The organism is Gammaproteobacteria bacterium, from assembly GCA_019911805.1.
GTDB lineage: Bacteria > Pseudomonadota > Gammaproteobacteria > Thiohalobacterales > Thiohalobacteraceae > JAHJQQ01.
The window spans coordinates 143,051-166,247 of the sequence record JAIOJV010000052.1 but is presented as its reverse complement, the minus strand read 5'-3'; the positions used below and the strand labels follow the sequence as shown (position 1 = coordinate 166,247).

The following is a 23,197-nucleotide window of genomic DNA, read 5'->3' as shown; positions in this document are numbered from 1 at the left end:
CAGGCGTCCCGTATCTATCCCCTGCCCTCAAGCATCTCGAGATAAAGCTCCTGAGTCTTTCTCGCCATTGTCTCTTTTGAGAACAAATCGATAACTCGCTTACGTGCCGCATCGCCATGGCGTTCGATCAACTCGGGTGCCAACAGGTATTTCTCCATCTGGGCTGACAGATCGTCCGGATCGGATATTTTCGTGTGATATCCGGTTTCCCCTTCGTCGATGATCTCTAGCGGGCCGGCAACCCTGCAGCCGATCGCGGGGCGATGACAACTCATGGCTTCCACATAAACATAGCCGAAGGTCTCATATCGGCTGGCGAGTACAAAACAATCGATGGCCGAATAGAAACTCGGCATGTCACTAAGTGTACCGAGCATCCTGACTCGGTCACTGTATCGGCTTGAATTGATCTCGTTGACCACCTCATGATAGTAGGCGTCGTTATGGTTTGGTCCGCAGTAGAGAAGGTAGATGTTCGGATATTTATCCGCCAGCCTGCAAAATGCACTGAAGACGGTCAGATGCTCCTTCCATTCTATGAACTGTGCGGCACATCCGAACACGATGGCGTCATCTGGAATTTGATACCGGGCACGCATGTCGGAACGTGCTTGGTCAGAATGTTTGAAATGGCCCGTATCGATGCCTAAGTAGATTTTGGCCTTCTTGTCACCGAACCCTTTTTCATCGAGGAGTTTATCGGTTGCTGCAGAAATGCTCACAATGCGGTCCGATAGCCGGCATTTCCATTTCCAGTTTTCCGGGTGGTTCCCCCATTCCAGATTTGACTTGGTATAGACATACTTGGTTCTGGTCAGGAGCTTGAAAAAGAATGGCTCGGTAAAAGGCGCCTGATAGAGCAGTGAATGCACCAGGTGGTACTGCTTGAAAGCAATGATGAACGGGCTTTTCGCGAAATCGATCAAGTTCGAGAAATTAAATTTTCGTGTCGGCAGGAGCCTCAGACGGTAGATTTTCACACCAAGCTTGGCTACTTCATCATGAGCCTCGTCACCCGTCGCTAACGCACCGATCTCGATATCGAATCTGTTCTTATCGAGCATTGAAACCAAGTCACACAAGTTTCTAACCTGGGAGCTGTACATAAGCTCGCTGATCGTGATGAGGATCTTGTACTTTTTCACGTCGCCAGACATCCTATTGGTGGATATGCAGCAAGCATATGCGCCCTAGTGCCTCAATAAGGCCAAATACTCACGCTCGATTGCTGCTACATTTTTTTGTATGGTGTAGCGCTCATAATAACGGACACGCGCTCTTTCACCCATGCGCTTTGCTCCCACCGGATCGGCAAGGAGATCAGATACGGCGCGCGCGAGTGCCTCATGGTCTCCCGGGTTGACCAGCAACCCAGTTTCTCCATGCACAACGATTTCTCTCGGTCCTCCGATATTGGTGGCAATCAATGGTTTTCCGCAGCCCATCGCTTCCAGGAGGACAATACCGAAGGGCTCCGGTTCTACTGAGGCATGGATAACGATATCCATGACCCGCATCAGATCCGCCGGGTGTGGTACATAACCAGTAAAAATCAACGAAGAACTCGGGATACCTGCCGATTTGGCGCGAGAAAGCAATTCCTGATGATAGTCTGTATCAGCGACACTGCCGATGACCAGGCAACGCAACCGCGGATACTCTCGGATCAGGATACCAACAGCATCGACAACGATGTGCTGTCCTTTCCAGCTTTTGATGTTACCGACGATACCGATTGTTGGCGTATCAGCATCAATGCCATATCGAGCACGTATAACCGTTTCAGATTCGTGCTGGGTAAAGCGGCTTGCATCAATACCATCGTCAATCCTTACAATCCGTTCTGGATGGATTCCCTGGCTTATAAGATTATCGGCAACCGCATCCGAGATCGCCACTATACGGTCTACCCGATTTGCAAAATACCGTGTGCGATAACCGATATACGGCTGTATTCCGCGCTCGTGTACCAGACATGGCTTTCGGGTCAATCGAGCCGCCAACATCAGGTCATGGTCATAGCCACAGGCATTGTTTATATGGACGATATCTATCTTCAGACGCCGCAGCAACAGACTCCATGCCGCCGTCCGGACCAATAGAACGCGAGCAAGGTTGACAGAAAAACTGAGTACCCGAGCCACAAAATTCGGTATGAATTTCGGAGGAACCCAGTTAGCTGCTAGTTTCAGTATATGTACTTCAGCACCCGTCGCACGAAAATCATCGATAAGCGGGTTGGATTCGAAAAAGACCACGACTGCCTGAAATTTATTCGGATCAAGATTGTGACAAATTTCCAGAAGACAAAGATGTGACCCTCCGATGGTGCCATCGGTGCTGTGCTCGAGAAATAATATGCGCCGCTTCACCGTGCCTGCCTTACTGGAAGATATCGCTGCAGGCGTGCGCGGACCATGCCGCGTTCTTCGCCATTGAGGCAAAGCCTGTATCCGGTAATCACATATAGGAAACACAATACGGCAACAATTGAGAAGAAAGATACCAGGTTTGTCGGTACTACCTCCTCATGCACAAACCATGCGGCCAGCATGAATGGTATCGCGTTCAGTAGTGGCCCCACCAAGCTGCTTGTTATGTATTTCCACCAGGAAATACCCAGCAAGGAACAGGCATGTATCGGTAGGATCACACCGAAAATCACAGTATGAGGAATCGCTGTCCCTAGTGCGACACCCATCAATCCCATGGACTGGACCAAGATCATGCTCAATACTAAGTTGATGATGCCCTCGCCCATTCGTAGAAAAGCCAGCGTCCGGTGACGGCCTATCCCGTACAGAATGCTGGCGATTGAGTAATGAGGGAATGAAAGTATCTGTGTTAGGCCGAGAATCAGCAATACCATACTGGCCTGTTCGACGAATTGGTCCCCCATCCATAGACCAATAAAAATATCTCCCAGCATGACATAAGTGCAGGCGATAGGCAGGCCTATCATCAGGTTAAGTCGAGTGGATCTGAGCATGAGCATGCGTAGTCCCTCCTTATCCTTGCGCGCGGCATACTGGCTCGCAACTGGAGTGAAAACTGTGGCAGTCGCGGAGACCAGGGCATGTAAATAGCTGATCAGGTTGCCGGCGATCGCATAAAACGTTACTGCCGCAATTGGCATGAACAGGGAGATGACCAGGGCATCGGTGGCGAAAGCGAGCTTCTGGCCGATATTGTTGATAAAGACGTACACACTGTAGCCAGACACGAGGCGTAGCAGTGCGCGGAGCTTCCGTCCGGTCACACGAGCCGGTCGCAGGCTCAGCCCGGCTTGCTTCATGAAGATGTTAGCAGCGAAATAACAGGCAATCCCGGCCAGTACGGTAAAACCGAACTGTATCCAGGCCATCTCGACCACGCCTCCTCCAGCCTTCAGCACGATGACGATCGTTGTCGCCCTGAGCAAACCGATCACCACATAGATGCTATTGGTGACGTCGAAGCGTTGAAGACCCTGCAGCAGGCCAGTATAGATATTGAACAGAAATGTAGAGGCGATGCTGGCACCCACCAGGAACACGGTGATGCGTGCGGCATTGACGAGTTCACCCTCGATATTGGCCCATTTCGACAATCCGTAAGCGATGCCGGCCGCCGCCAACAAGGCAGCTAGAAAGACAGGCAGGTAAATCAATATTGCAACCGAGAGTATACGTCTCAACGCCAGCGCATTACCGGAGGCACGGTATTTTGCTGTGTAGCGGATCAATGAGTCCCTGACACCAAAATCCATCAGGTAGATGTACCCGGTGAACTGCATCGCGACAGCCCAGATACCGTACATCTCGGCACCGAGGTGGTTGACGACGAATGGCGCCAGAAAAAAAGAAATGACAATATTGATTAACAGCGCGAGCCAATTGGCGCTGATGTTCTTGAACACTCGCGAAGTGGTTGTCGACATGCGAAGCCTGATTACCTGTTATTGCATGTATATCCAACTTTCTTGCGTTCACAACCCTTTGTCACGGGCCTGGAGTCGCAATACAGGTGAGCCGGTACATCCTCTAAGACATGGGTCCGACTACCCGCCACGCGCCTTACGAATGACCATTGCCGCCAGACTGCCATCATACTTTTCGGATGCAAAAGCCGAATACAGGTCCAATGGCTTGTTGGCTGGCTTAAGGAGTTTGAGTACCAACTTGAGTGTGGCCGATATCACCCGCACGATGGGGAATGGTAACCATATGAGCCGTAATTCCGGCCTCGCGGCGCGCAATCTCCTGACAAGATCGCCACGCGTGGGCTGGGGCGATTCGACCAGATTGAGCATCGCCGGCGCCTGCTCGAAATTGGAGAGGTAATAGCGAATCACCTCGGCGGCGGTATGCACATCACAGACGCTCAACGGATTACCCGGCAGTCCCATGGCGACGAACAGGGGTCCTACTTCACGCCCCAGACGTCCTGGCGGCGTGAAATCCTTGAAGTCGACTAATGGCCCCAGGCGGATTTGGCGTTGTTCGATGTCATTGGCTGCAGAGAATTCTGTTACCAGACGCTCGGCCTCGGCCTTACCCCACACATACGGGCCGCGTGCGAGATTGCCGATGTCGACTGGGGAGTTTTCCGACAGGGGTCCACCAACCTCATGGCTCGACTTCAGTACGGCGATGCTGCTGGTATGCAGGAATTTTCTGATGCCGTGTCGGGCAGCGGCCTCGAGCAGCAGACGCGTCGCGCCGATGGTGTTCCGCTCATGTGCCTCCTTGCCACCGGCAGTTTCTGCCGCCAGATGGGCGATCGCATCCACACTCTCAAAGACGGAATCCGGCAGTTCCCCCCCTATGTCACCGTGGACATACTCGACACCGGGTATCCGATCGGCACTCGATGGTATGCGCCGGGCAACGACCCGGACCGCCCAGCCCTGACCCCGCAACAGCTGGACCAGGACACGGCCTAGGAAGCCCGTGCCTCCGGTTACAAGTACCCGGCCTTTTGTGTTGTCGACAGGTGACAAGCCCGCTTCCTCCGTGACCAGCCTGGTGGCTGCCTCCCGCTCGGCATGCTCGGCCTCGGCCTGCAGCTTGCTCCCGATGAGTTCACACAGGCGCACAGTTTCTCGAATGGCATACGGGGAAACCGGTGACGATATGCCGTCCGCGACACTGTGATGAAAGGCATCGATCAGTTCCGCCAGCCCTGCATAACTCTTGTGTTTGCGGGTGAGCATCCGATAGATATTCGCGATGGTACCGAACGATATCTGTTTGGCGCGGATGAACGGGTTGAGCACTGCGGAAAATACAGAAAAGCCCGGACCAAGTAATCTGGTGATGCCACTGATCACGAAATCGACCCATAGAGATCCATTGGTGCCGACAATACGCAAATAGGATTCGATCGGTCGGCCACGCAAGGTGACTGTGAGAATTGCCGGAACATCACCTTGTTTGATGAATGCACGCACTTCGCCACTGGCATGGACATCGACGGCGATTACCTCACACGGAGTATCTATCTGATCAGTCGATGCGGCTTCGAAGGCATCGAGCATCAGATAAACCGGATGGGGCAGGATATCGACCACTTGTTCGACCGGCCCCATCAGTCCTCCGTCGACACGACGCACCGTCTTGAAAGAAAAGTAGCTTTCGATGTGCACTGCCGTGCGCACGATCGGCATGTAACGCCGGTAGTTCTGCCCAGAGTGCTGGAAGAGCACCTGATGGCCAGCGCAGACCTTCAGATTACGTTCCTTGGCGAAATCGAGAATCGTTTGGGTATCGTCGACGGACAGTGCGAACGGCTTCTCAACATAGATATGCGCGCCATGCTCCAGTGCGAGCCGCGCCATCGCTACATGGGTATCTGGTGGGGTAACGATATGCACGATATCGGGCTTCATGGTTTCGAGCATCTGCACCGGATCTGCGAAGAAACGCACCGCCTCGGGTAAGGTCGAACGGACTTTAGATTCCTCGACATGCGTATCGGCAACCGCCACCAGTTGTGAAAAACCCAATACTTCGATTGCCTTCATATGATGCAGTCCCATCCGACCACATCCGATAACCGCGACTTTGATCTTGTTGTTCATATTTTTTACGACTCACTTCATCAGCTGTTGATTGACGTGCCCTAGGAATGAAACCGGGCATGGAGAACACTGCTCTTTACGTTGCGCTCAGCTGCCGCGCGTCCCTTCTGCCAAATTCGCGTGCAATGTTCCGGCTACGGATTTCAGCAACCGCTCTTCACCACCCAGTTGCCATGCATACTCATACCCGGCCTGCTCAAATCCCTGGCGGAAGTCCTCGTCATAGTACGCTTCGATCAACGCCTTTCGTAACGCGAGTGGATCTTTCGGGGGTACGATGACAGCCGTACTTGGCGGCAAAGTGTCGCTGGTTCCGGGAATGTCCGTTATCACAACACATTTGTTCAGTGCCATCGACACGATATAGACCCCGATCCCCGCACCACAGATTTCCGGGATGATAGGCATTACCACGAGCCGCGAGCCCGCCAAATGGGCAATGAACTCCTCCGCGCTGCCGTCCAGGATGACAACCTCCACATTGGGCGGAATGGATGTCATGTCCAGGTAAGACCCATGCTGCCGGATATCACTGTTATCCGTTGTGACGATCCTGACCGGGAGATCTGTGCCCCGAACGGCCTCGAACAAGGTGGCAAAATCACGGCGTGTCTTGCCACCACAGAAGATATAGCCGCCGTCACTCGGTATGGTTTTTTGGATCAGTTCAATCTGATTGATCTTGAATGGAACAAAACGGAATTTTTTGGCTGGGATGCCATATACCTTCTGCAGCCCACGAGTATCCTTGTAATACAAAAGCAACAGGTCGATCCTCTTCAACAGGACCTTGATAATGGAAGCCTTAACTCGGTCACGTGGCGTCGTAGGTGACGACAGCAGTATATCGAGTACCACGAGTCTGACCGGGTTAAATGGGATCAGCCATTTAAGCAGTGCCAGCTTGAAAATCAGGCTGCCAGACCCGTTGATCAGCACATAGTCATAGTGGAATGCCTTGAAGAACAAGCTGAGAACGGCGCCGAGGCTGTCATAGCCCTTAGAGCAGTCATGCATTTCGATCTCATAATCATTCGAGTCGACCGTAGCCAACCGGCTGAGGTTGGAGATTATTTTTATTTTCACGCCTTTAATTCATCCATGGCCGGTCGGAATCAGATCCCCAGCTCCACCTTGGAGATCACCCATTTGAATTTTCCGGCCTTAGTCCGTTCCAGCTCATCGGACTTTTCGACAATGATGTCGACTGTCTCGCCCAAGCGCTCCTTCATACCCCGTATCAATTCCTGCTCATCACCCTCCGTGTAGGCTGGCCCGGCGACCAGTCTGATCCGGATCGTATCGAGATCCTCCTGAACGATCTGGGATGCGGAGATCGAGGTCAGCGGCTTAAAGGGATGGGTAAGAACCGATGGTGATATCAGCCTCCCATCGCGCAGAGTAATCAGATCCTCGGCCTTGGTCGTGACATCATCCATCAATGACAGCCCTCTGCCGCATGAGCAATGGTGAGCCTTGAGAGCAGTCATGTCATCGGTCACGTAACGCAACATCGGCATTGCGTAGTTGTGCAGCGAAGTACCGACGAGTACACCGGTATTCCCAGCCTCCATACGGCGCCCGCTATCATCCAGTATCTCCGTGATACCGTACTCATCGGCAAGATGATGCCCTTCATGACGATCACACTCGCTGGAGAAGGCCACACGTTCAGCCGCCGCGAAATAATCAAACACCCGGCAATCGAAACTCTGTTCGATTACTTCACGCTGGAAATCGTACAGTGTCTCGGAAGAACTGATCACGGCATACAGTTTCAGTTTTTGCCCTGTGTTCTGCAGATGTTTGGCAATCACATATAACGTCGAAGGGTAACCATCGAGTACTTGCGGACGAAATCGGTGCAGCTCCGCCAAGTAGTGTGGCAGATTCTGTGGCGACATATGGAAGGAAGAGAATAAAGCCTGATTATGCAAGTGGTTGTAACGCCAGAAAGGGGGCCTCTTCTGCTGCAACGGTACGATCGGGTTGCCGCGCAGCACAGCGACACGGTCTCCGCGGACACACATGTGTACGCCTGCCCAAGTATAGTGCCGGTCCAACAGCGCATATGTGAGATGGATCAGGCCAGCGCTGTAGCAGACCTCCAGCGGTGAACCGGTGGTGCCGCTCGTATGTCCTTTCTTGACCTTGGCAAGGGTGTATTCATCCGAGAGCAGTTCTGTGAAGTTATCCTTTATATTCTGGCGTGTAAGCAGTGGCAGCTTGACCAGATCTCCCGTCGAGACGACATCCTGCGGCTTCAGCCCCCGCTCATCCATGACCCTGCGATAATACGGCACATGCCGATAGCTGTAGCCCACCAGTTTTGCCAACTGCTCGTCTTGGTAGGCCAGCAATTGTGCGGACGAATACCACTGACTTTCCTCGAGCAACCGCTGCCAGCGGTGGAAATCCCCACCATAGCGTTCACGATCCAATAATGCGCTGAATCCAGTGAGTATGGTGTTCTGGGCAAAGATGGGCAATCTGTCGTAAACATTCTTGAAGCTGGATTGCATAAAAATCTGTACTCAATGCTTTATTGGTATGCTACGCGGTTATAACGTGTCCATGGTGTGTGGCTAAAGTTTTATCGGACTGTGGACCAGTTGAGCCATGACACTCTGCCCCATCGCCGCCCCAATCCCCCGCGCGAACCGCTGCAGGAAATCCGGCCGCGACGTGAAATCGACGATCTCTTCGGCGCCGATCAGTTCCCGTGCGACATAACCAGCACTGCCGATCCCATCCACTAAGCCGAGTTCGACGCCCTGCTCACCCGTCCAGACCAGCCCGGAAAAAAGCTTGTCATTGGGCTTCAGACGTTCACCGCGGCCGGTCTTCACCGTGCGGATGAACTGTTCGTGGATATCGTTGAGCAATGTCTGTACATGGGTCACGTCGTCCGGGTTCTCGGGCAGGAAGGGGTCGAGGAAACCCTTGTGGTCGCCGGCGGTGAGCAGCCGGCGTTCGATGCCGAGTTTCTGCATCGCATCGACGAAGCCGAAGCTGTCCATGCGCACACCGATCGAGCCGACAATGCTGGCCTTGTCAGCGTAGATCTGATCGGCACCGACGGCGATGTAGTAGCCGCCCGAGGCGCAGACGTCGGTCACCACGGCATACAGCGGAATGTCCGGATGGGCCGCGCGCAGGCGGCGCATCTCGTCGTTGATGTAGCCGGCCTGTACCGGGCTGCCACCCGGACTGTTGATGCGCATGATCACGCCGGCCGTCTTCTTGTCCTCGAAGGCCTTGCGCAGGCTGACGATGATCTGGTCGGCGCTGGCATCGGCATCGGCCGCGATGATGCCGCTGACCTCCACCAGTGCGGTGTATTTCGCGCCCGCGACGTGGGGTGTGTCCCAGCCCGAGGGGCGGTAGAGGAACAGCAGGCCGAAGAGGTACACGAAGGTGAGTGTCTTGAACAGGATGCCCCAGCGGCGGGCACGGCGCTGCTCCTTGAGCGAGGCAAAGGCGAGTCGATTGAGCAGATCGCGCTCCCAGTTGGCATCTTTGCCGCTCGCCGCACTCCCAGCCGCCGGCACCTTCGCATCGCCGTAGCCTGCCTTGTCCGAGGTCCAGTCGTCACTCATCGTGGGTTGTCTCCGTCTTGGGTTTCGATCGGGCCGCACAATACCACTGCAGCGCCCGGGCTGAGCCGGCCGATCATCTTATGCCTGTCTGCCGGACGCAATATGGGACGATGCGGCCTCCCGCGCCTCCGCCAGCCAGTCGCCCAGTTCCGTGATGCGGTCCAGGCAGGTCACCGGCGCGTGCCGCTGCAGACGCTCCACCGCGTGCACCCCGTAGGATACCGCCACGGGGTGCGCACCGGCGTTGCGGGCCATTGCCATATCGTATTCCGTGTCGCCGATCATCAACGTCTGTGCAGGGTATACACCGGTGTGGTGCATGATCTGATTCAGCATCAGGGGGTGCGGCTTGGAGCGCGTCTCATCCGAACAGCGGGTTACGTCGAAAAGCCTGCCCAGGCCCGTTTCGCCGAGCACCTTGTCCAGCCCGCGGCGGCCCTTCCCGGTCGCTACGGCGAGCTGAAATCCCTCTTCCTTGAGCAGATGCAGGGTTTCTTCCACACCCGGAAACAGCCGCGAGCGTTGCGCCTCGCCGAACCAGTGAGCACGATAGCGCTCGGCAAGCGCTGCAACCAGTTCCGGTTCGGACCCGGGATACAGGGCCGCGACGGCCTCCTGCAAGCCCAAACCGATAATATTCTTTACCGCCTCCGTCCCGCGCGGCTCCAGACCGAGATCCGCGATGGCAGCCTGCATACCGGCAACGATCTGCACCTCAGAGTCCATCAGAGTCCCGTCCCAATCGAATACCAGCAATCTGATGTCGTGCATCATCGTTCCCTACTCTTCTGTTGCGAAAAGACACTATCAAACCAAAGTGTGGCGGCACGCTCGACCACCCCTACGGTTACCCTACACGGCACCCGCCTCCGCCAGGCGGTCCAGAACGGCACGCAGGTCACTGGGCAGCGGCGTGCTGACGTGAATCTCGCGCCCGCTCTCCGGGTCGGAGAAGCCGAGGCTGTGGGCGTGCAGGAACAGCCGCCGCAGGCCCAACCCGCGCATATATCGGTTGAAGTCAACGTCACCATATTTTTCGTCGCCGGCCAGCGGGTGGCCGCTGTGGGCGCCGTGCACGCGGATCTGATGGGTACGACCGGTGCCGAGTTCGACCTCCATGAGGCTCGCCTCCGGGTAGGTCTCCAGGGGCCGGAAGCGCGAATCCGCCGCCTTGCCCACCGCATCCACGGTGACGACACGCTCACCGCTGCGCAATTGGTTCTTGCGCAGTGGGGCCTCGATCAGCTGCTCCCCCTGCGTCCAGCGCCCGCGCACCAGGGCAAGATAGTGCTTGTCCATACCGTCATCGCGCAGCAGGGCGTGCAGCATGCGCAACTCGCTGCGGCGCTTGGCGATCAGCAGACAGCCGGAGGTCTCGCGATCGAGCCGGTGGACCAGCTCCAGAAATCTGGCCTCGGGCCGGGCCGCGCGCAGCGCCTCGATCACACCGAAGCTCAGCCCGCTGCCGCCATGGACTGCCATGCCGGCCGGTTTATCCACCACCAGCAGCCGGTCATCCTCGTAGATAATACGGTCCTCGAGCCGGCCCCCCGCCCCGCCGCTGCCGGGTCCCGGTGCCGGCTGGCCGGTCCGCACCGGTGGAATACGCACCTGGTCGCCCGCCCGCACCCGATATTCCGGTTTGATGCGGCCCTTGTTCACGCGCACCTCACCGCGGCGCAGGATCCGGTAGATCAGGCTGCGCGGCACGCCTTTGAGGTGGCGGAGCAGAAAATTGTCGATACGCTGACCGGCATCCTCCGTATCCACGGCGAGGATGCGGACCCTGGGGCTGGAAAAGCTGGGGGACAAAGGACTCTGGGCCGGTGCGGTCATGCGCGCATGATAGCAATAATCCAGGCGGGTTCCGGCCCTATGTCGCCCGTCGGCCATAAAAAAATCGCCTAAGCCATTGTTGACAAGAGGCATCGTTGATATATTGGCGCGAGCGTGAACGTCCCCGTAATCTGGACAGTTGGGGGGCCCGGCCGGATCGCGGTCGGAACACGCACGGGTTTCCACGTATTTCGTACGCCCGGGTCGGGGATTTTCCGCAGGTTTGGGATCCCACGATGACACCGGTGCACAGGTTGACAGACCCGCCCCAGGGTGACGATCACCCCGGGACGGACACGCCAGCAGGTCCGCCGGCGGACGAATGCGAATGGTTGTTTGGCGACAGGTTAATCCTGACATGAATTCAAGCGCTCCCATGTTGATGTCCGACGCCCGCTACGGCGAACAGGTGACTATCCTGTTGGCCTGCGTCGGCCTGGGCCCGTTGTTGAGCGTGCTGCTGTCCACGGCACGCTACGGGGTCCCGGCCGTTTGGCATGCGGCCATCGGCAGGTCCGAGCGCCTGCGAGAACCGACTTATGAAAAGAATGTTGATCAACGCAACTCAGCCCGAAGAGTTGCGCGTGGCCCTGGTAGATGGCCAAAAACTCTACGACCTCGATATCGAAGTACCCGCCCGGGAACAGAAAAAATCCAATATCTACAAGGGTAAGATCACCCGCGTAGAGCCCAGCCTGGAAGCCGCATTCATCGACTACGGCGCCGAGCGCCACGGCTTTCTGCCCCTCAAGGAAGTCGCCCGCAGCTACTTCAGCGATGAGGCACGCGAATCCGGTGGCCGCGCGAGCATCAAGGAGGCCTTGCGCGAAGGCCAGGAGATCGTCGTGCAGGTCGAGAAGGAGGAGCGCGGCACCAAGGGTGCAGCACTCACCACCTTCATCAGCCTGGCGGGCCGCTATCTGGTGCTGATGCCGAACAACCCCCGTGCCGGCGGCGTATCGCGGCGTATCGAGGGTGAGGATCGCAGCTCGATCCGTGACGCCATGGCGGCGCTGAACATCCCCGAGGACATGGGGCTGATCGTGCGCACCGCCGGCGTCGGCCGGGCCATCGAGGAACTGCAGTGGGACCTGGACTACCTGCTGCAGCTCTGGTCGTCCATCGAGGCCGCCTCCACGGAACGCCCGGCACCCTTCCTGATCTACCAGGAAAGCAACGTCATCATCCGGGCCCTGCGCGACTATCTGCGCTCCGACATCGGCGAGATCCTCATCGACGACGCGGACATCTGCGACAAGGCCCGCGACTTCATGCAACTGGTGATGCCGCACAACCTGAACAAGCTCAAGTTGTATCAGGATACCGTGCCGCTGTTCTCGCGCTTCCAGATCGAGAGCCAGATCGAGTCGGCCTTCCAGCGCGAGGTCACCCTGCCCTCCGGTGGTGCCATCGTCATCGACCACACCGAGGCGATGATCTCCATCGACATCAACTCGGCCCGCGCCACCAAGGGCGGCGACATCGAGGAGACGGCGCTCAACACCAACCTGGAGGCGGCCGACGAGATCGCCCGCCAGTTGCGCATCCGTGACCTGGGCGGCCTGATCGTCATCGATTTCATCGACATGCAGCCCACCAAGCACCAGCGCGAGGTGGAGAATCGCCTGCGCGAGGCACTCAAGATGGATCGTGCGCGGGTGCAGATCGGCCGCATCTCGCGCTTTGGCCTGTTGGAGATGTCGCGCCAGCGCCTGCGGCCGTCGCTCGGCGAATCCAGCCAGATCGTCTGTCCCCGCTGCAAGGGCCAGGGCACGGTGCGCGGGGTGGAATCGTTGGGGCTGTCGGTGCTGCGCATCATTGAAGAGAGCGCCATGAAGGACAAGACCGGCCGCATCGTCGCGCACCTGCCGGTCGAGGTCGCCACCTTCCTGCTGAACGAGAAGCGCCACATCCTGCACGCCACCGAACAGCGCCAGCACGTGGACATCCTGCTGATCCCCGTGCCGCACATGCACACGCCGGACTACGAGATCGAGCGTATCCGCAGCGATGAATTGCCCGAGGAGCCGACGGCGAGCTACACCCTGACGCCCGACGAGGCCGAAGCGGAGACGACGGCGGAATTCGGCAAGGCGGTCATCCGCAACGGCGACGAACCGGCGGTCAAGTTCCTCACACCGCCGACGCCGGTGCCCGCGGCCACGCCGGCCGCACCACCAGTCCAGGCAGCGGCACTACCGGCGGTTGCGGCGGCGGCTGGGCAGGCTGGCTTTATCAAACGCCTGTGGAGCAACCTGTTCGGCCACCGCGAGGAAGAACCCGCCACCGCACCCGTTACGACACCCCCAGCCGCACCCAAGGCCAGCGCGGCCCGTCCGCAACGGCCACGTCGCGACCGTGCGGAACGTGGCGAGCAACGTGAGCGCACATCAGGCGAGGATCGTAGCCGCCGCGGCAACGGCAGCCGCCGCCGCAGCCCCCAGGAGAATCGTTCCCAGGAGAATCGTTCCCAGGAGAGTCGTTCCCAGGAGAGTCGTTCCCAGAACGGTCGTGCCCAGCCGGGGGGGCGCTCCGATGATTCACGCCCTGGAGGCGACCCCCGTCGTGAGGCGGGACAGCGCGAAGATCAGGCCAGGCGCACGGCCGAGGAAGGCGTGTCGCAACGCCCCAAGGGGCCGTCCGAGGCACGTGAGAAGGGACGTCCGGTAACGGAGGCTTCACCACCGACCACACCAGGTACCGAGACCCCGGCGGCAGAAGACGGCGAACAGCCACGCACCAGCCGCAGCCGTCGTGGCCGTCGCGGCGGCCGGCGGCGTGGCGGTGCCGCGCGTCGGGAAGCCGGCGAGAACGCAGCCAGCGACAACGGCGGCGACGGCAGCGCGCAGACAGATGGCGGCGATCAGTCGACCCAGGCGCGCACCGCAGCCGTGGAGTCCCCGCGGCCACCGCGTACCGAGACGGCTGACCCGGTGGAGGTGCACCGCGAGGGTGGCGGGCCGCAACCACCGCAGAGCGAATCCGCTGCGACGGTTCAGGCCCCGCGACCGGCACCCACAGCCGTCGTCACCCCGGTGGCACCCCTGAGTTCCCCGGCACCGCAGGACAACGCGACCAAATCCACGGCGGCCTCACCCGCTGTTCCGCCGAGTGCACCGAATCCGCCGGTCGTGGCCAAGCCGGAGGTCTCGCACAGTGAGGGCAGCGGTGGCGATACTCAGACCCCGAAGCCGCCGGCAGTGACATCCGGCGAGTAGGGTCGATCCCCGGCTCATAGGGGGCGGATACGGAAAGGTCCGGGTGGCTACCAACCCGGGCCTTTTTCATTGGGTCGCCACCCGGCCAAGACATGTGACAGGTGGGGGATAGTCTCTGACAGCCGGTCAGCCGCCGTCAGAGGCCGTGACGCGTGCGGATATCTGCCAGCAGTCCCTCGGCGGCCTGCTCGATCAGATCCAGCACCCGCTCGAAACCCTGCAGGCCACCGTAATACGGGTCGGGCACCTCGCGCACCCCACTATGGGGCGCGAAGTCCAGGAACAACCGCAACCTGTCTTCATGATCTGGAGGACATAGTTCACGTAAGTTATCGTAATTGCTCTCGTCCATTGCCAGGATGTAGTCGAATTCCAGGAAGTCCTGCGGCCGGGCATGGCGGGCGCGCTGGCCGCTCAAATCGATGCCGCGGCGCTGTGCCGCCTCCTGAGCGCGCGTATCCGGCGGCTTGCCGACGTGGTAGTCATGGGTGCCCGCGGAATCGATCTCGATATGTCGCTCCAGGCCCTCCCGGCGCACCAGCGCCTCGAACACGCCCTGGGCAGTCGGCGACCGGCAGATATTCCCCAGACAAACAAACAGTACCTTCACCATCATTCTCCTACCTCGAACAGGTCCTCACCCGGGCCCCATCGGCCCGCGCCCATGGTAGCCGCTTGCGGCATCCGCTGAAATACATCATCCTCAGAGTCCGTATGCCAACACCCGTTGCGACGCCATGCCCCTATCCCCGCCAACCCTCGAACAACTCCGTGCCTGCATCGGCCGCGAACTGGATTTCGAAGGGTACGCATGCCGCGTGATCGAGGTCCTGGAGGACGGTCCGGCGCTGGTGCTGTCCTGCGAGACGGGCGCCTCCATCATCCAGCCAAACCAGCACGGCGACGCCACCCGCCGCGTGCCGCGGACCTGTACGGTACCGGTGATGGATAGCGAGGGCACCGCACTGAATCCGGATTTCGTCGCGCTGAACCTGCGCTGCTGCCGCCCCGACTGAGCCGCGCGGCTCAGCCCGCTCCATCCTCCAACGCCTGCAGCAAGGCCTCGACCCGCTGCGCATCCGCCTCCACATCGACCCCCGGGCCGGGCTGCGCCACGGCATCGGCGACATGGATGCGGTAGCCGTGCCACAGCGCGCGCAGTTGCTCCAGTCTCTCGCCGCCCTCGAACGGCGCCGGCTCCAGGTCGCGGTAGGCGCGTAGAAAGGCGGCGCGATAGGCGTACAGCCCGAGGTGGCGGCGGTACGGGATGCCCGGCGGCAGACGCTGCCGGTCGTGGGTGAAGCCGTCGCGGTCCCAGGGGATAGGGGCGCGGCTGAAGTACAGTGCCAGCCCCTGCCGGTCGGCCACCAGTTTCACCACGTTGGGATCGAACAATTCACCAGCATCATCGATAGGTGTGCCCAGCGTGGCGATGGCGGCCTCCGGATGCGCCGCGAGATTGTCCGCGACCTGGCGGATGAGCGCCGGAGGCATGAGCGGCTCGTCGCCCTGGACATTCACCACGATGCTGTCGTCCATCCAGCCCAGGCGGTCGATGACCTCGGCGATCCGATCGGTGCCGGACGGATGATCGGCCGAGGTCAGTACGACCTCGGCACCGAAGCCCCGCGCGACCGTCTCGATGCGCACATCGTCGGTGGCGATAATGACCTGCGCAGCACCGCTCTCGCAGGCGCGCCGGTACACGTGCTCGACCATCGGCCGGCCCGCCAGCGGGCGCAACGGCTTGCCGGGCAGCCGGGTCGCACCGTAGCGCACGGGAATGACTACCTTGAATCCGCTCATGGGTGCGGCTCAGGTGATCTCTTCGTCCGGGGCCAGTTCCCGCGCCTCCTCCTCGAGCATCACCGGGATGTCGTCGCGGATGGGATAGGCGAGCCGGTCGACCTTGCAGACCAGTTCCTTCTCGGCCTTGCGGTAGACCAATGGCCCCTTGCAGACCGGACAGGCCAGGATATCGAGCAGTTTCTTGTCCATGACGAACCTCGCGTGAATAGCAGACCATGGTAATAAAGACAGGGCCCCGGGGCCAGGGAACGCCCAGAGGTCGGTCACGGACCGTCAGGCCCTGATTCCGTCCCACGCAGCAACTCCAGCACGCGTGCGCCGAACGCGGGATCCAGTTCGATCCGCGTACCAACCACCCAGAACGACGGTTGTGCGAAGGCCTGGCATTTCACGGCGTCCTTCTCCGTCATCAGTACGCTGCCCGGGAAGGCGAGTTCCTCGGCGCGAAAGCGGTGATGATCGGGAAAGGCGTGTGCCTGGATATCCAGCCCCTGTTCCCGTAACGCCCCGAAGAAGCGTTCCGGCCGACCGATGCCGGCGACGGCATGCAGGTCGGTCCCACGGAACGCCACCAGTGGACGCTGCTCGCCACTCACCAGGTTGCGCGCCCCTGTAACCTGGACGAGCATCGCGAATTCGCCCGCTTGAGCGGGTCCGTTGCTGACCACGAGACCCACCTCGGCCAGGCGCCGCGCCGGTTCGCGCAAGGGTCCGGCGGGCAGGCAATGGCCGTTGCCAAAGCGCCGCACGCCGTCGATCACGACGATCTCGACGTCACGATCGAGCGCATGATGCTGCAGGCCGTCATCGCTGATGATCACATCGCAGTCGCTGTGCGCGAGCAGCGCACGCGCCGCGGCCACCCGATCGGGTGCCACCGCCATCGGGCAGCCGGTCGCCCGGGCGAGCAACACCGGCTCATCGCCGACAGTCGCGGGATCGCTGTCGGGCCGCACCTGCTGCGGCCAGTGCCGCGCCCGACCGCCGTAGCCGCGCGCGACCAGGCCGGGACGATAGCCGTGCGCGCGCAGGAACTGCGCCAGCCAGGTCACCAGCGGCGTCTTGCCGGTGCCACCCACGGTCAGGTTGCCGACGACGATCACCGGCACGGCCAGTCGCTGCGCCTTCCTGATCCCCACGCGGTAGGTAAGGCGGCGCGCCCCGACCACGGCGCGGTAGAGCCCGCTGAGCGGCAGCAGCGCCCAGGCCCAGGCACTGCGTCCGTACCAGATGTGATCGAGGATGCGATGGGGCTTGGGCATGGTAGGAGGATCCGTCAACTACAAAGGACACGCAGGCTCAATGAGCCACCGATCCGTTCATCAGGATCATCAGTATTTCTTCGTGTACTTCGTGTCCTTTGTGGTTAACGCTCCTGCTCAACATCAGCTAATGGCCGCATCCCGGAACTGCAGCCGATAGAGTGCGGCGTAACGGCCCTCGTTGGCGAGCAGTTCCGCATGCCGCCCCGCCTCGACGATACGGCCTGCCTCCATCACCAGGATCTGGTCGGCCTTCTCCACGGTCGACAGACGGTGCGCGATCACCAGGCTCGTGCGGCCCTGCATGAGCGTCTCCAGGGCATCCTGGATGGCACGTTCGGACTCGGTATCCAACGCCGAGGTGGCCTCGTCGAGGATCAGGATGGGCGCGTCCTTGAGTACGGCGCGGGCGATGGCCAGTCGCTGCCGCTGGCCGCCCGACAGCAGTACGCCCTTCTCGCCCACGACCGTATCGTAGCCCTGTGGCAGCGCGCGGATGAAGCCGTCGGCATGGGCGATGTGCGCGGCGCGCTCGATGTCGGCGCGCGCGGTGCCGGGGCGGCCGTACGCGATGTTGTGCGCTACGGTGTCGTTGAACAACACGACCTCCTGACTGACCAGCGCGATCTGCGCACGCAGATCGGCCAGGCGATAGGCGCGGATGTCCACACCGTCGAGCAGGATCGTGCCCTGCTCCGGGTCGCGAAAACGTGGCAGCAACCCGGCGAGCGTCGACTTACCGCTGCCGGAGCGCCCGACCAGCGCCACCATCTCACCTGGCGCCATGCGGAACGACAAGCCGTTCAGCACGGGGCCCTGCCCCGGTCCATAGCGAAAGGTAATGTCCTGGAACTCCACTTCGCCGCGCGCGCGTTCCAGGGCACGCTCGCCGGAGTCGGGTTCGGTGGGCATATCGATCAACGCGAAGATACCCTCGGCCGCGGCAATGCCGCGCTGCAGCGAGGAGTTCACGGTACTGAGGCGCTTGAGACAGGGCATCAGCAGCATCATGGCGGCGATGAAAGACACGAACCCGCCGGGGCTGATGTGCCCCAGCAAGGGATCGAGCGTCGCCAGATAGATCACGCCGGCCAGCACGCTGGCGGCCAGGAACTGGGTGAAGGGCACGCTGGCCGCGCTGGTGGCGATGTGCTTCATCTGCAGGCTGGCGTTCTTGCGATTGACCTTGTCGAACTGTGCCTGTTCGTACTCCTGTGCACCGAAGGCCTTGACCACCGTGTGCCCCTCGATCGCCTCGCTGGCGACTTCGGTGACATCGGCCATGGAGTCCTGGATGCGCCGACTGATCCGCCGGAAGCGGCGGCTCACATACCGCGTCAGTACCGCAAGTACCGGGCCGACCAGCAGGAACAGCAGTGCCAGCCAGCCGCTGATGTAGAACATCCAGGCCAGCAGAAACACCACCGTGAGACTGTCACGGATGAGGATCGTGATGGCGTTGGTACTCGCCTGCGAGACCTGCTCGACGTTGTAGATGAGCTTGGCGACCAGCTGCCCGGTGGTGTGGCTGGCGTAGTAGTCGGCCGGCAGGCGCAGCAGCCGGGCGAACATCTCGCCCCGCAGTACCTGGATCACCTGGCGACCCACCCAGCTCATACCATAGCTCGAGATGAAGCCGGTGACGCCGCGCACCAGGAACAGCCCGATCAGCAGCAGCGGGATGTTGCGGATGGCCTGTGGATCGCGGGCGACGAAACTGTCGTCCAGCATGGGTTTCATCAGCGCCGCGAAGCCGGTGTCGGTGGCCGCGTAGGCCGCCATGGCCAGCGCGCTGAAGACAAACAGCTTCCAATGCGGCCGCGCATAGCCGATCAGGCGGCGATAGGTCGCCCAACTACCGGGCGTGCCCGGGGTACCGGCCGGCTGCGCCGCCGTGGACATCTACTGGGTGGCTTCGCCGGGCTGACTGGTCGCCAGCGACAGCTGTGTCATACCCAGCTTGCCGGTGACATCCATCACCGTGACCACCGCCTGGAACGGCGTGCGCGCGTCGGACCGCACGATGACGGGCAGGTCACGGCGGTCGCCGATCGCCTGGATGATGGCGCGCCGCAAGGTCTCCGGCTCGGTGTTGATCACCTGCTGCTCATTGATGAAATATTCGCCCGCGGCATTGACCGTGATCTCCAGGACATCCTTCGCCACCTCGGTGGGCTCGCTCGATGCCTCCGGCAGGTCCACCTGCAGCTGCGATTCACGATTGAAGGTCGTCGAGACCATGAAAAAGATGAGCAGCAGAAAGACGACATCGATCAACGGGGTGAGATTGACCTCGACATCGTCCCGGCGGCGCGGGCGGAGATTCATGCGCTGTCCTCGGTACTACTATCCTGCTCACGCTCACCATGCATCACCTCGATCATCTTGGTCGCCTCCTGCTCCATGCGCACCACCAGCATATCGACCTTGCCGCGGAAGTAGCGGTAGACGATCAGGCTGGGAATGGCCACCGCGAGGCCGGCGGCCGTGGTGATCAGCGCCTTGGAGATACCGTCGGCCAGTGCCCCGGGGTTGCCGACGCCCTGGGTGATGATGGCGTTGAAGACGTCGATCATGCCGACCACGGTGCCGAGCAGGCCCAGCAGTGGCGTGATCGCGGCGATGGTGCCGAGGGTGTTGAGATAACGCTCGAGTTCCAGTACCACATGCCGGCCGGCGTCTTCGATCGCCTCCTTCATGACCGTGCGGTCGTGCTGCAGATTGACCAGGCCGGCGGCCAGGATGCGCCCCAGCGGTGAGCCCATACGCAGGGCGGCCAGTTTGGTGCCGTCGAGCTGGTGATTGCGTACCCAGTTCCACACCTGGGGCACCAGATGGCGCGGCAGCACACGCCGCAGCCGCAGCATCCACAGGCGTTCCACAGTGATCGCCATCGCGATGACGGAACTGGCGATGATCGGCAGCATCAACCAGCCACCCGCTTTGATCAGTTCGAACACAGTAGTTTCCTATTGAATATGATGAATCCGGGCCGCGCCATTCGGGCCCGGGCAGGTCCGGCACGGGCTCGCGTGAGCGCGCCTATCATACGGTTTTCATTGGCCTGGCGGAACCTCAGGCGGCGACTGCCAGTAGCGCCTGGCCAGGCGTCGGTGCAGCGTCGGGTGCAGATGCGCCCCGCCCTCGCCCAAACGCAGCTCCAGGGCGCCGCCCCCGGCCGTGGTCAGCAGTCCGCTGCCATGAACACGGTAACGGGCCACCACCTCGGCGCGCGGAAAGCCATAGCGGTTGCGATAGCCCACCGGGAACAGCACCCAGCGCGGATCGACCGTGGCGATGAACTCCGGCGTGGAGGAACTGCGGCTACCATGGTGCGGCGCGACCAGCACCGTGCTTGCCAGTGTGGCGCCATGGCGCCGCACCAGCGCGCGTTCCGTCGCGGCCTCGATATCACCGGGCAGCAACACGCTGTCCCCGTGGGCGGTCCGTACCTGCAATACACAGGACGCATCGTTGCCGTGGGCATATTCCCTGGCCTGCGGGTGCAGGACCTCGAACACGACGCCATCCCATTCCCAGCGTTGACCGGCATGGCAGCGGCGGCTGTAGCGCCACCCGATACGCTCGGGGACGCTGGTCAGCAGCCGGAAGGCCGGTAGGCGCCCATCCAGTGAACGGGCGCCGCCGCGGTGGTCATTGTCGCCGTGGCTGACGATCAGTACATCCACCCGCCGCAGCCCCTGGGCCTCCAGAAACGGTGCAACCACGGCGCGACCCGTGTCGAAGTCGGGACCAAACCGCGGGCCGGCGTCGTAGACCAGGGTGTGATGCCGGGTGCGCACCACGGCGGCCAGTCCCTGGCCGACATCCAGCAGCGTCAGCCAGGCGCTGCCCGGGGCCGGTTGCGGCGGCCGCCAGCTCAGCAACGGCAGGAGCACCAGCAGCCCCAGCAGTCGCCGCGGCACTCCCCTGGGAAGCAGTACGCAGACGATGCCGAATCCGGCCAGCAGCGATACCGCGAGCGGCGCCGTCGGCATCCCCAGCAGGCTGCCGGGCAGGCCCGCCAGCAGGGCCAGCCAGTGCTGCAGCAAGCCGGTTGCCCACCCGGCCAGAGCGAAGACCCAGCCGGCGAGCAGCGGTGCGGGAAACAGCAGTAACAAGCCAACGAACACCAGCGGCACGATGATCAGGCTGGTCCATGGTACGGCCAGGAGGTTCGCAACGGGCGCCGTCCAGCCGAACTGACCGAAGAAGGCCAGCGTGAACGGCAGCAGTCCCAGACTCAGCAGCAGCTGCAACTGCACCAGGCTGCGGATCTGCCCGCGCAGCCGGCTGATGCGGCTGTCGCCCGGTGGACCACCGGCCATCCGGGCGAGGCCGGCAAAGATGATGGTGACCGCCGTGAAGGACAGCCAGAAGCCGGGGCTGTTCACCGCCAGTGGATCGGCCAGCACCACCAGCAACAGCGCCAGCGCCAGCCCCTGCCAGGGGTCGCCGCGGCGGCACAGGGCCAGACCGAGCAGCAACACCCCGGCCATGATCCAGGCACGCCGTGCGGGGATGCCGAAGCCGGCGAGCAGCGCGTACAGCGTTGCCGCGACGAAGCCCGCCAGCGCCGCAGCGCGTGGCGCGGCCAGGTACAGCGTCAGGGTTGCACTGCGCGACCACAGCCAGCGGACGGTGGCGAAGGCCATGCCCGCGACCAGCCCGATGTGCAGGCCGGAGATCGCCACCAGGTGTCCGGTGCCTGTGGCGCGCAACACCTCCCAGTCGGTGGTGGCGATGCCGTCGCGCGCGCCGAGCGCCAGGGCGCGCAGCAGGCCGGCCTGATCGTTGCCGCTGAGGACGGCCGTCAGCCGGGTATCAAAGGCCGCGCGCAGCCGCAACGCCACCGGCAGCCTGGATTCCGGCAGCGGTGTCGCGGGTGGCCGGGCGCGCACGTAGCCGGTCGCGTCGATGCCATGCTGAAACAACCAGCCTTCGTAATCGAAGCCGCCGGGGTTGTGAAAGCCGTGGCGACGCTTCAGGCGAACCGTGAGCTGCCAGGCTGTGCCGGCCGCGATCGCGGGAGCGTCGCCAGCGCGTGCGTACCAGCTCAAGCGCAGACGGTGCTCGAACGCTATCCACTCAGTGCCGTCAGCGCGACTGTGGCTGTGAAAGAGGAACCGCGTGCTACGCCCATCGGCCTCTGGCAGCGAGACAACGGTGCCACGCAGGATCAGGTCGCGCCCCTCCAGCGCCGCAGACAGACTCCGGTCGAGCTGCAGCCCGGCCTGCCACCAGGCCCATAGGAACGCCCCGATGGCCCAGGCCAGCGGCCGGGTCGATCGCCGGCACAGGCACAGGGTGGCGCACAGGGCCAGGGGTATGGCGACCCAGGACAGCGGCAGATCGGACAGCAGTTGCAGGCCGACGGTGCCGGCGAGGACCGCGAGGGCAATCGGGATCATG

Annotated in this window: 19 protein-coding genes; 2 read left to right on the top strand and 17 right to left on the bottom strand. The window is 61.3% G+C overall.

The genetic code is table 11. The annotated features are described in order from the left end of the window. Nucleotides 1-14 precede the first annotated feature (14 nt). The 9 genes from K8I04_06080 to rluC all read right to left on the bottom strand — a co-directional run bounded on the left by K8I04_06080 (nucleotide 15) and on the right by rluC (nucleotide 11,496). Entirely contained in the window at nucleotides 15-1,145 is a 1,131-nt protein-coding gene (locus K8I04_06080; protein MBZ0071277.1) for a glycosyltransferase family 4 protein, read from the bottom strand. A 45-nt stretch (nucleotides 1,146-1,190) separates the two neighbouring features. After that, complete coding sequence (locus K8I04_06075; protein MBZ0071276.1) at nucleotides 1,191-2,372, bottom strand: glycosyltransferase family 4 protein; 1,182 nt, start codon at nucleotides 2,370-2,372, stop codon at nucleotides 1,191-1,193. Further along, nucleotides 2,369-3,919, bottom strand: coding sequence for an oligosaccharide flippase family protein (locus K8I04_06070; GenBank protein MBZ0071275.1), 1,551 nt, complete (start codon nucleotides 3,917-3,919; stop codon nucleotides 2,369-2,371). Before K8I04_06070 ends, K8I04_06075 begins: the two co-directional genes overlap by 4 nt. 120 nt (nucleotides 3,920-4,039) lie before the next feature. Beyond that, entirely contained in the window at nucleotides 4,040-6,061 is a 2,022-nt protein-coding gene (locus tag K8I04_06065) for a Gfo/Idh/MocA family oxidoreductase (GenBank protein ID MBZ0071274.1), read from the bottom strand. 87 nt (nucleotides 6,062-6,148) lie between these two features. Further along, nucleotides 6,149-7,147, bottom strand: coding sequence for a glycosyltransferase (locus K8I04_06060; GenBank protein MBZ0071273.1), 999 nt, complete (start codon nucleotides 7,145-7,147; stop codon nucleotides 6,149-6,151). Between the two features lie 29 nt (nucleotides 7,148-7,176). After that, the gene (locus K8I04_06055; protein MBZ0071272.1) at nucleotides 7,177-8,583 is read right to left on the bottom strand and encodes a hypothetical protein; all 1,407 of its coding nucleotides are present in this window, start codon (nucleotides 8,581-8,583) and stop codon (nucleotides 7,177-7,179) included. A gap of 63 nt (nucleotides 8,584-8,646) precedes the next feature. After that, nucleotides 8,647-9,660 carry a S49 family peptidase gene (locus tag K8I04_06050; protein ID MBZ0071271.1) on the bottom strand — a complete coding sequence of 338 codons (1,014 nt, stop codon included), beginning with the start codon at nucleotides 9,658-9,660 and terminating at the stop codon, nucleotides 8,647-8,649. A gap of 78 nt (nucleotides 9,661-9,738) precedes the next feature. Next, a complete protein-coding gene (locus K8I04_06045) occupies nucleotides 9,739-10,431 on the bottom strand; it encodes an HAD-IA family hydrolase (GenBank protein ID MBZ0071270.1) in 693 nt (230 codons plus the stop codon). Between the two features lie 81 nt (nucleotides 10,432-10,512). Next, nucleotides 10,513-11,496 carry a 23S rRNA pseudouridine(955/2504/2580) synthase RluC gene (gene rluC / locus K8I04_06040; protein MBZ0071269.1) on the bottom strand — a complete coding sequence of 328 codons (984 nt, stop codon included), beginning with the start codon at nucleotides 11,494-11,496 and terminating at the stop codon, nucleotides 10,513-10,515. 539 nt (nucleotides 11,497-12,035) lie between these two features. Here rluC and rne point away from each other — a divergent pair. Continuing rightward, nucleotides 12,036-14,714: a ribonuclease E gene (gene rne / locus K8I04_06035; GenBank protein ID MBZ0071268.1), complete on the top strand. Its 2,679-nt coding sequence runs from the start codon at nucleotides 12,036-12,038 to the stop codon at nucleotides 14,712-14,714. Between the two features lie 136 nt (nucleotides 14,715-14,850). On the opposite strand, the gene K8I04_06030 is transcribed toward rne, so the two are convergent. Further along, on the bottom strand, nucleotides 14,851-15,327 hold the full coding sequence (locus tag K8I04_06030; GenBank protein MBZ0071267.1) for a low molecular weight phosphotyrosine protein phosphatase: 477 nt from the start codon (nucleotides 15,325-15,327) through the stop codon (nucleotides 14,851-14,853). A 124-nt stretch (nucleotides 15,328-15,451) separates the two neighbouring features. Between K8I04_06030 and K8I04_06025 the strand changes: the two genes are divergently transcribed. Continuing rightward, on the top strand, nucleotides 15,452-15,730 hold the full coding sequence (locus K8I04_06025) for a hypothetical protein (protein ID MBZ0071266.1): 279 nt from the start codon (nucleotides 15,452-15,454) through the stop codon (nucleotides 15,728-15,730). A gap of 10 nt (nucleotides 15,731-15,740) precedes the next feature. Here K8I04_06025 and kdsB read toward each other — a convergent pair whose 3' ends face one another. The 7 genes from kdsB to K8I04_05990 form a co-directional block, all read right to left on the bottom strand. Further along, entirely contained in the window at nucleotides 15,741-16,520 is a 780-nt protein-coding gene (kdsB, locus tag K8I04_06020) for a 3-deoxy-manno-octulosonate cytidylyltransferase (protein MBZ0071265.1), read from the bottom strand. A 9-nt stretch (nucleotides 16,521-16,529) separates the two neighbouring features. After that, nucleotides 16,530-16,712, bottom strand: coding sequence for a Trm112 family protein (locus K8I04_06015; protein MBZ0071264.1), 183 nt, complete (start codon nucleotides 16,710-16,712; stop codon nucleotides 16,530-16,532). Between the two features lie 74 nt (nucleotides 16,713-16,786). After that, nucleotides 16,787-17,785 carry a tetraacyldisaccharide 4'-kinase gene (gene lpxK / locus K8I04_06010; protein MBZ0071263.1) on the bottom strand — a complete coding sequence of 333 codons (999 nt, stop codon included), beginning with the start codon at nucleotides 17,783-17,785 and terminating at the stop codon, nucleotides 16,787-16,789. 123 nt (nucleotides 17,786-17,908) lie between these two features. Then, nucleotides 17,909-19,687 carry a lipid A export permease/ATP-binding protein MsbA gene (gene msbA, locus K8I04_06005; GenBank protein ID MBZ0071262.1) on the bottom strand — a complete coding sequence of 593 codons (1,779 nt, stop codon included), beginning with the start codon at nucleotides 19,685-19,687 and terminating at the stop codon, nucleotides 17,909-17,911. Continuing rightward, nucleotides 19,688-20,113 (bottom strand): biopolymer transporter ExbD, encoded by a 426-nt coding sequence (locus K8I04_06000; GenBank protein MBZ0071261.1) that lies wholly within the window; start codon nucleotides 20,111-20,113, stop codon nucleotides 19,688-19,690. Next, on the bottom strand, nucleotides 20,110-20,745 hold the full coding sequence (locus K8I04_05995) for a MotA/TolQ/ExbB proton channel family protein (protein MBZ0071260.1): 636 nt from the start codon (nucleotides 20,743-20,745) through the stop codon (nucleotides 20,110-20,112). Before K8I04_05995 ends, K8I04_06000 begins: the two co-directional genes overlap by 4 nt. Before the next feature lie 96 nt (nucleotides 20,746-20,841). Continuing rightward, nucleotides 20,842-23,196: a DNA internalization-related competence protein ComEC/Rec2 gene (locus tag K8I04_05990; GenBank protein MBZ0071259.1), complete on the bottom strand. Its 2,355-nt coding sequence runs from the start codon at nucleotides 23,194-23,196 to the stop codon at nucleotides 20,842-20,844. Nucleotide 23,197 lies beyond the last annotated feature (1 nt).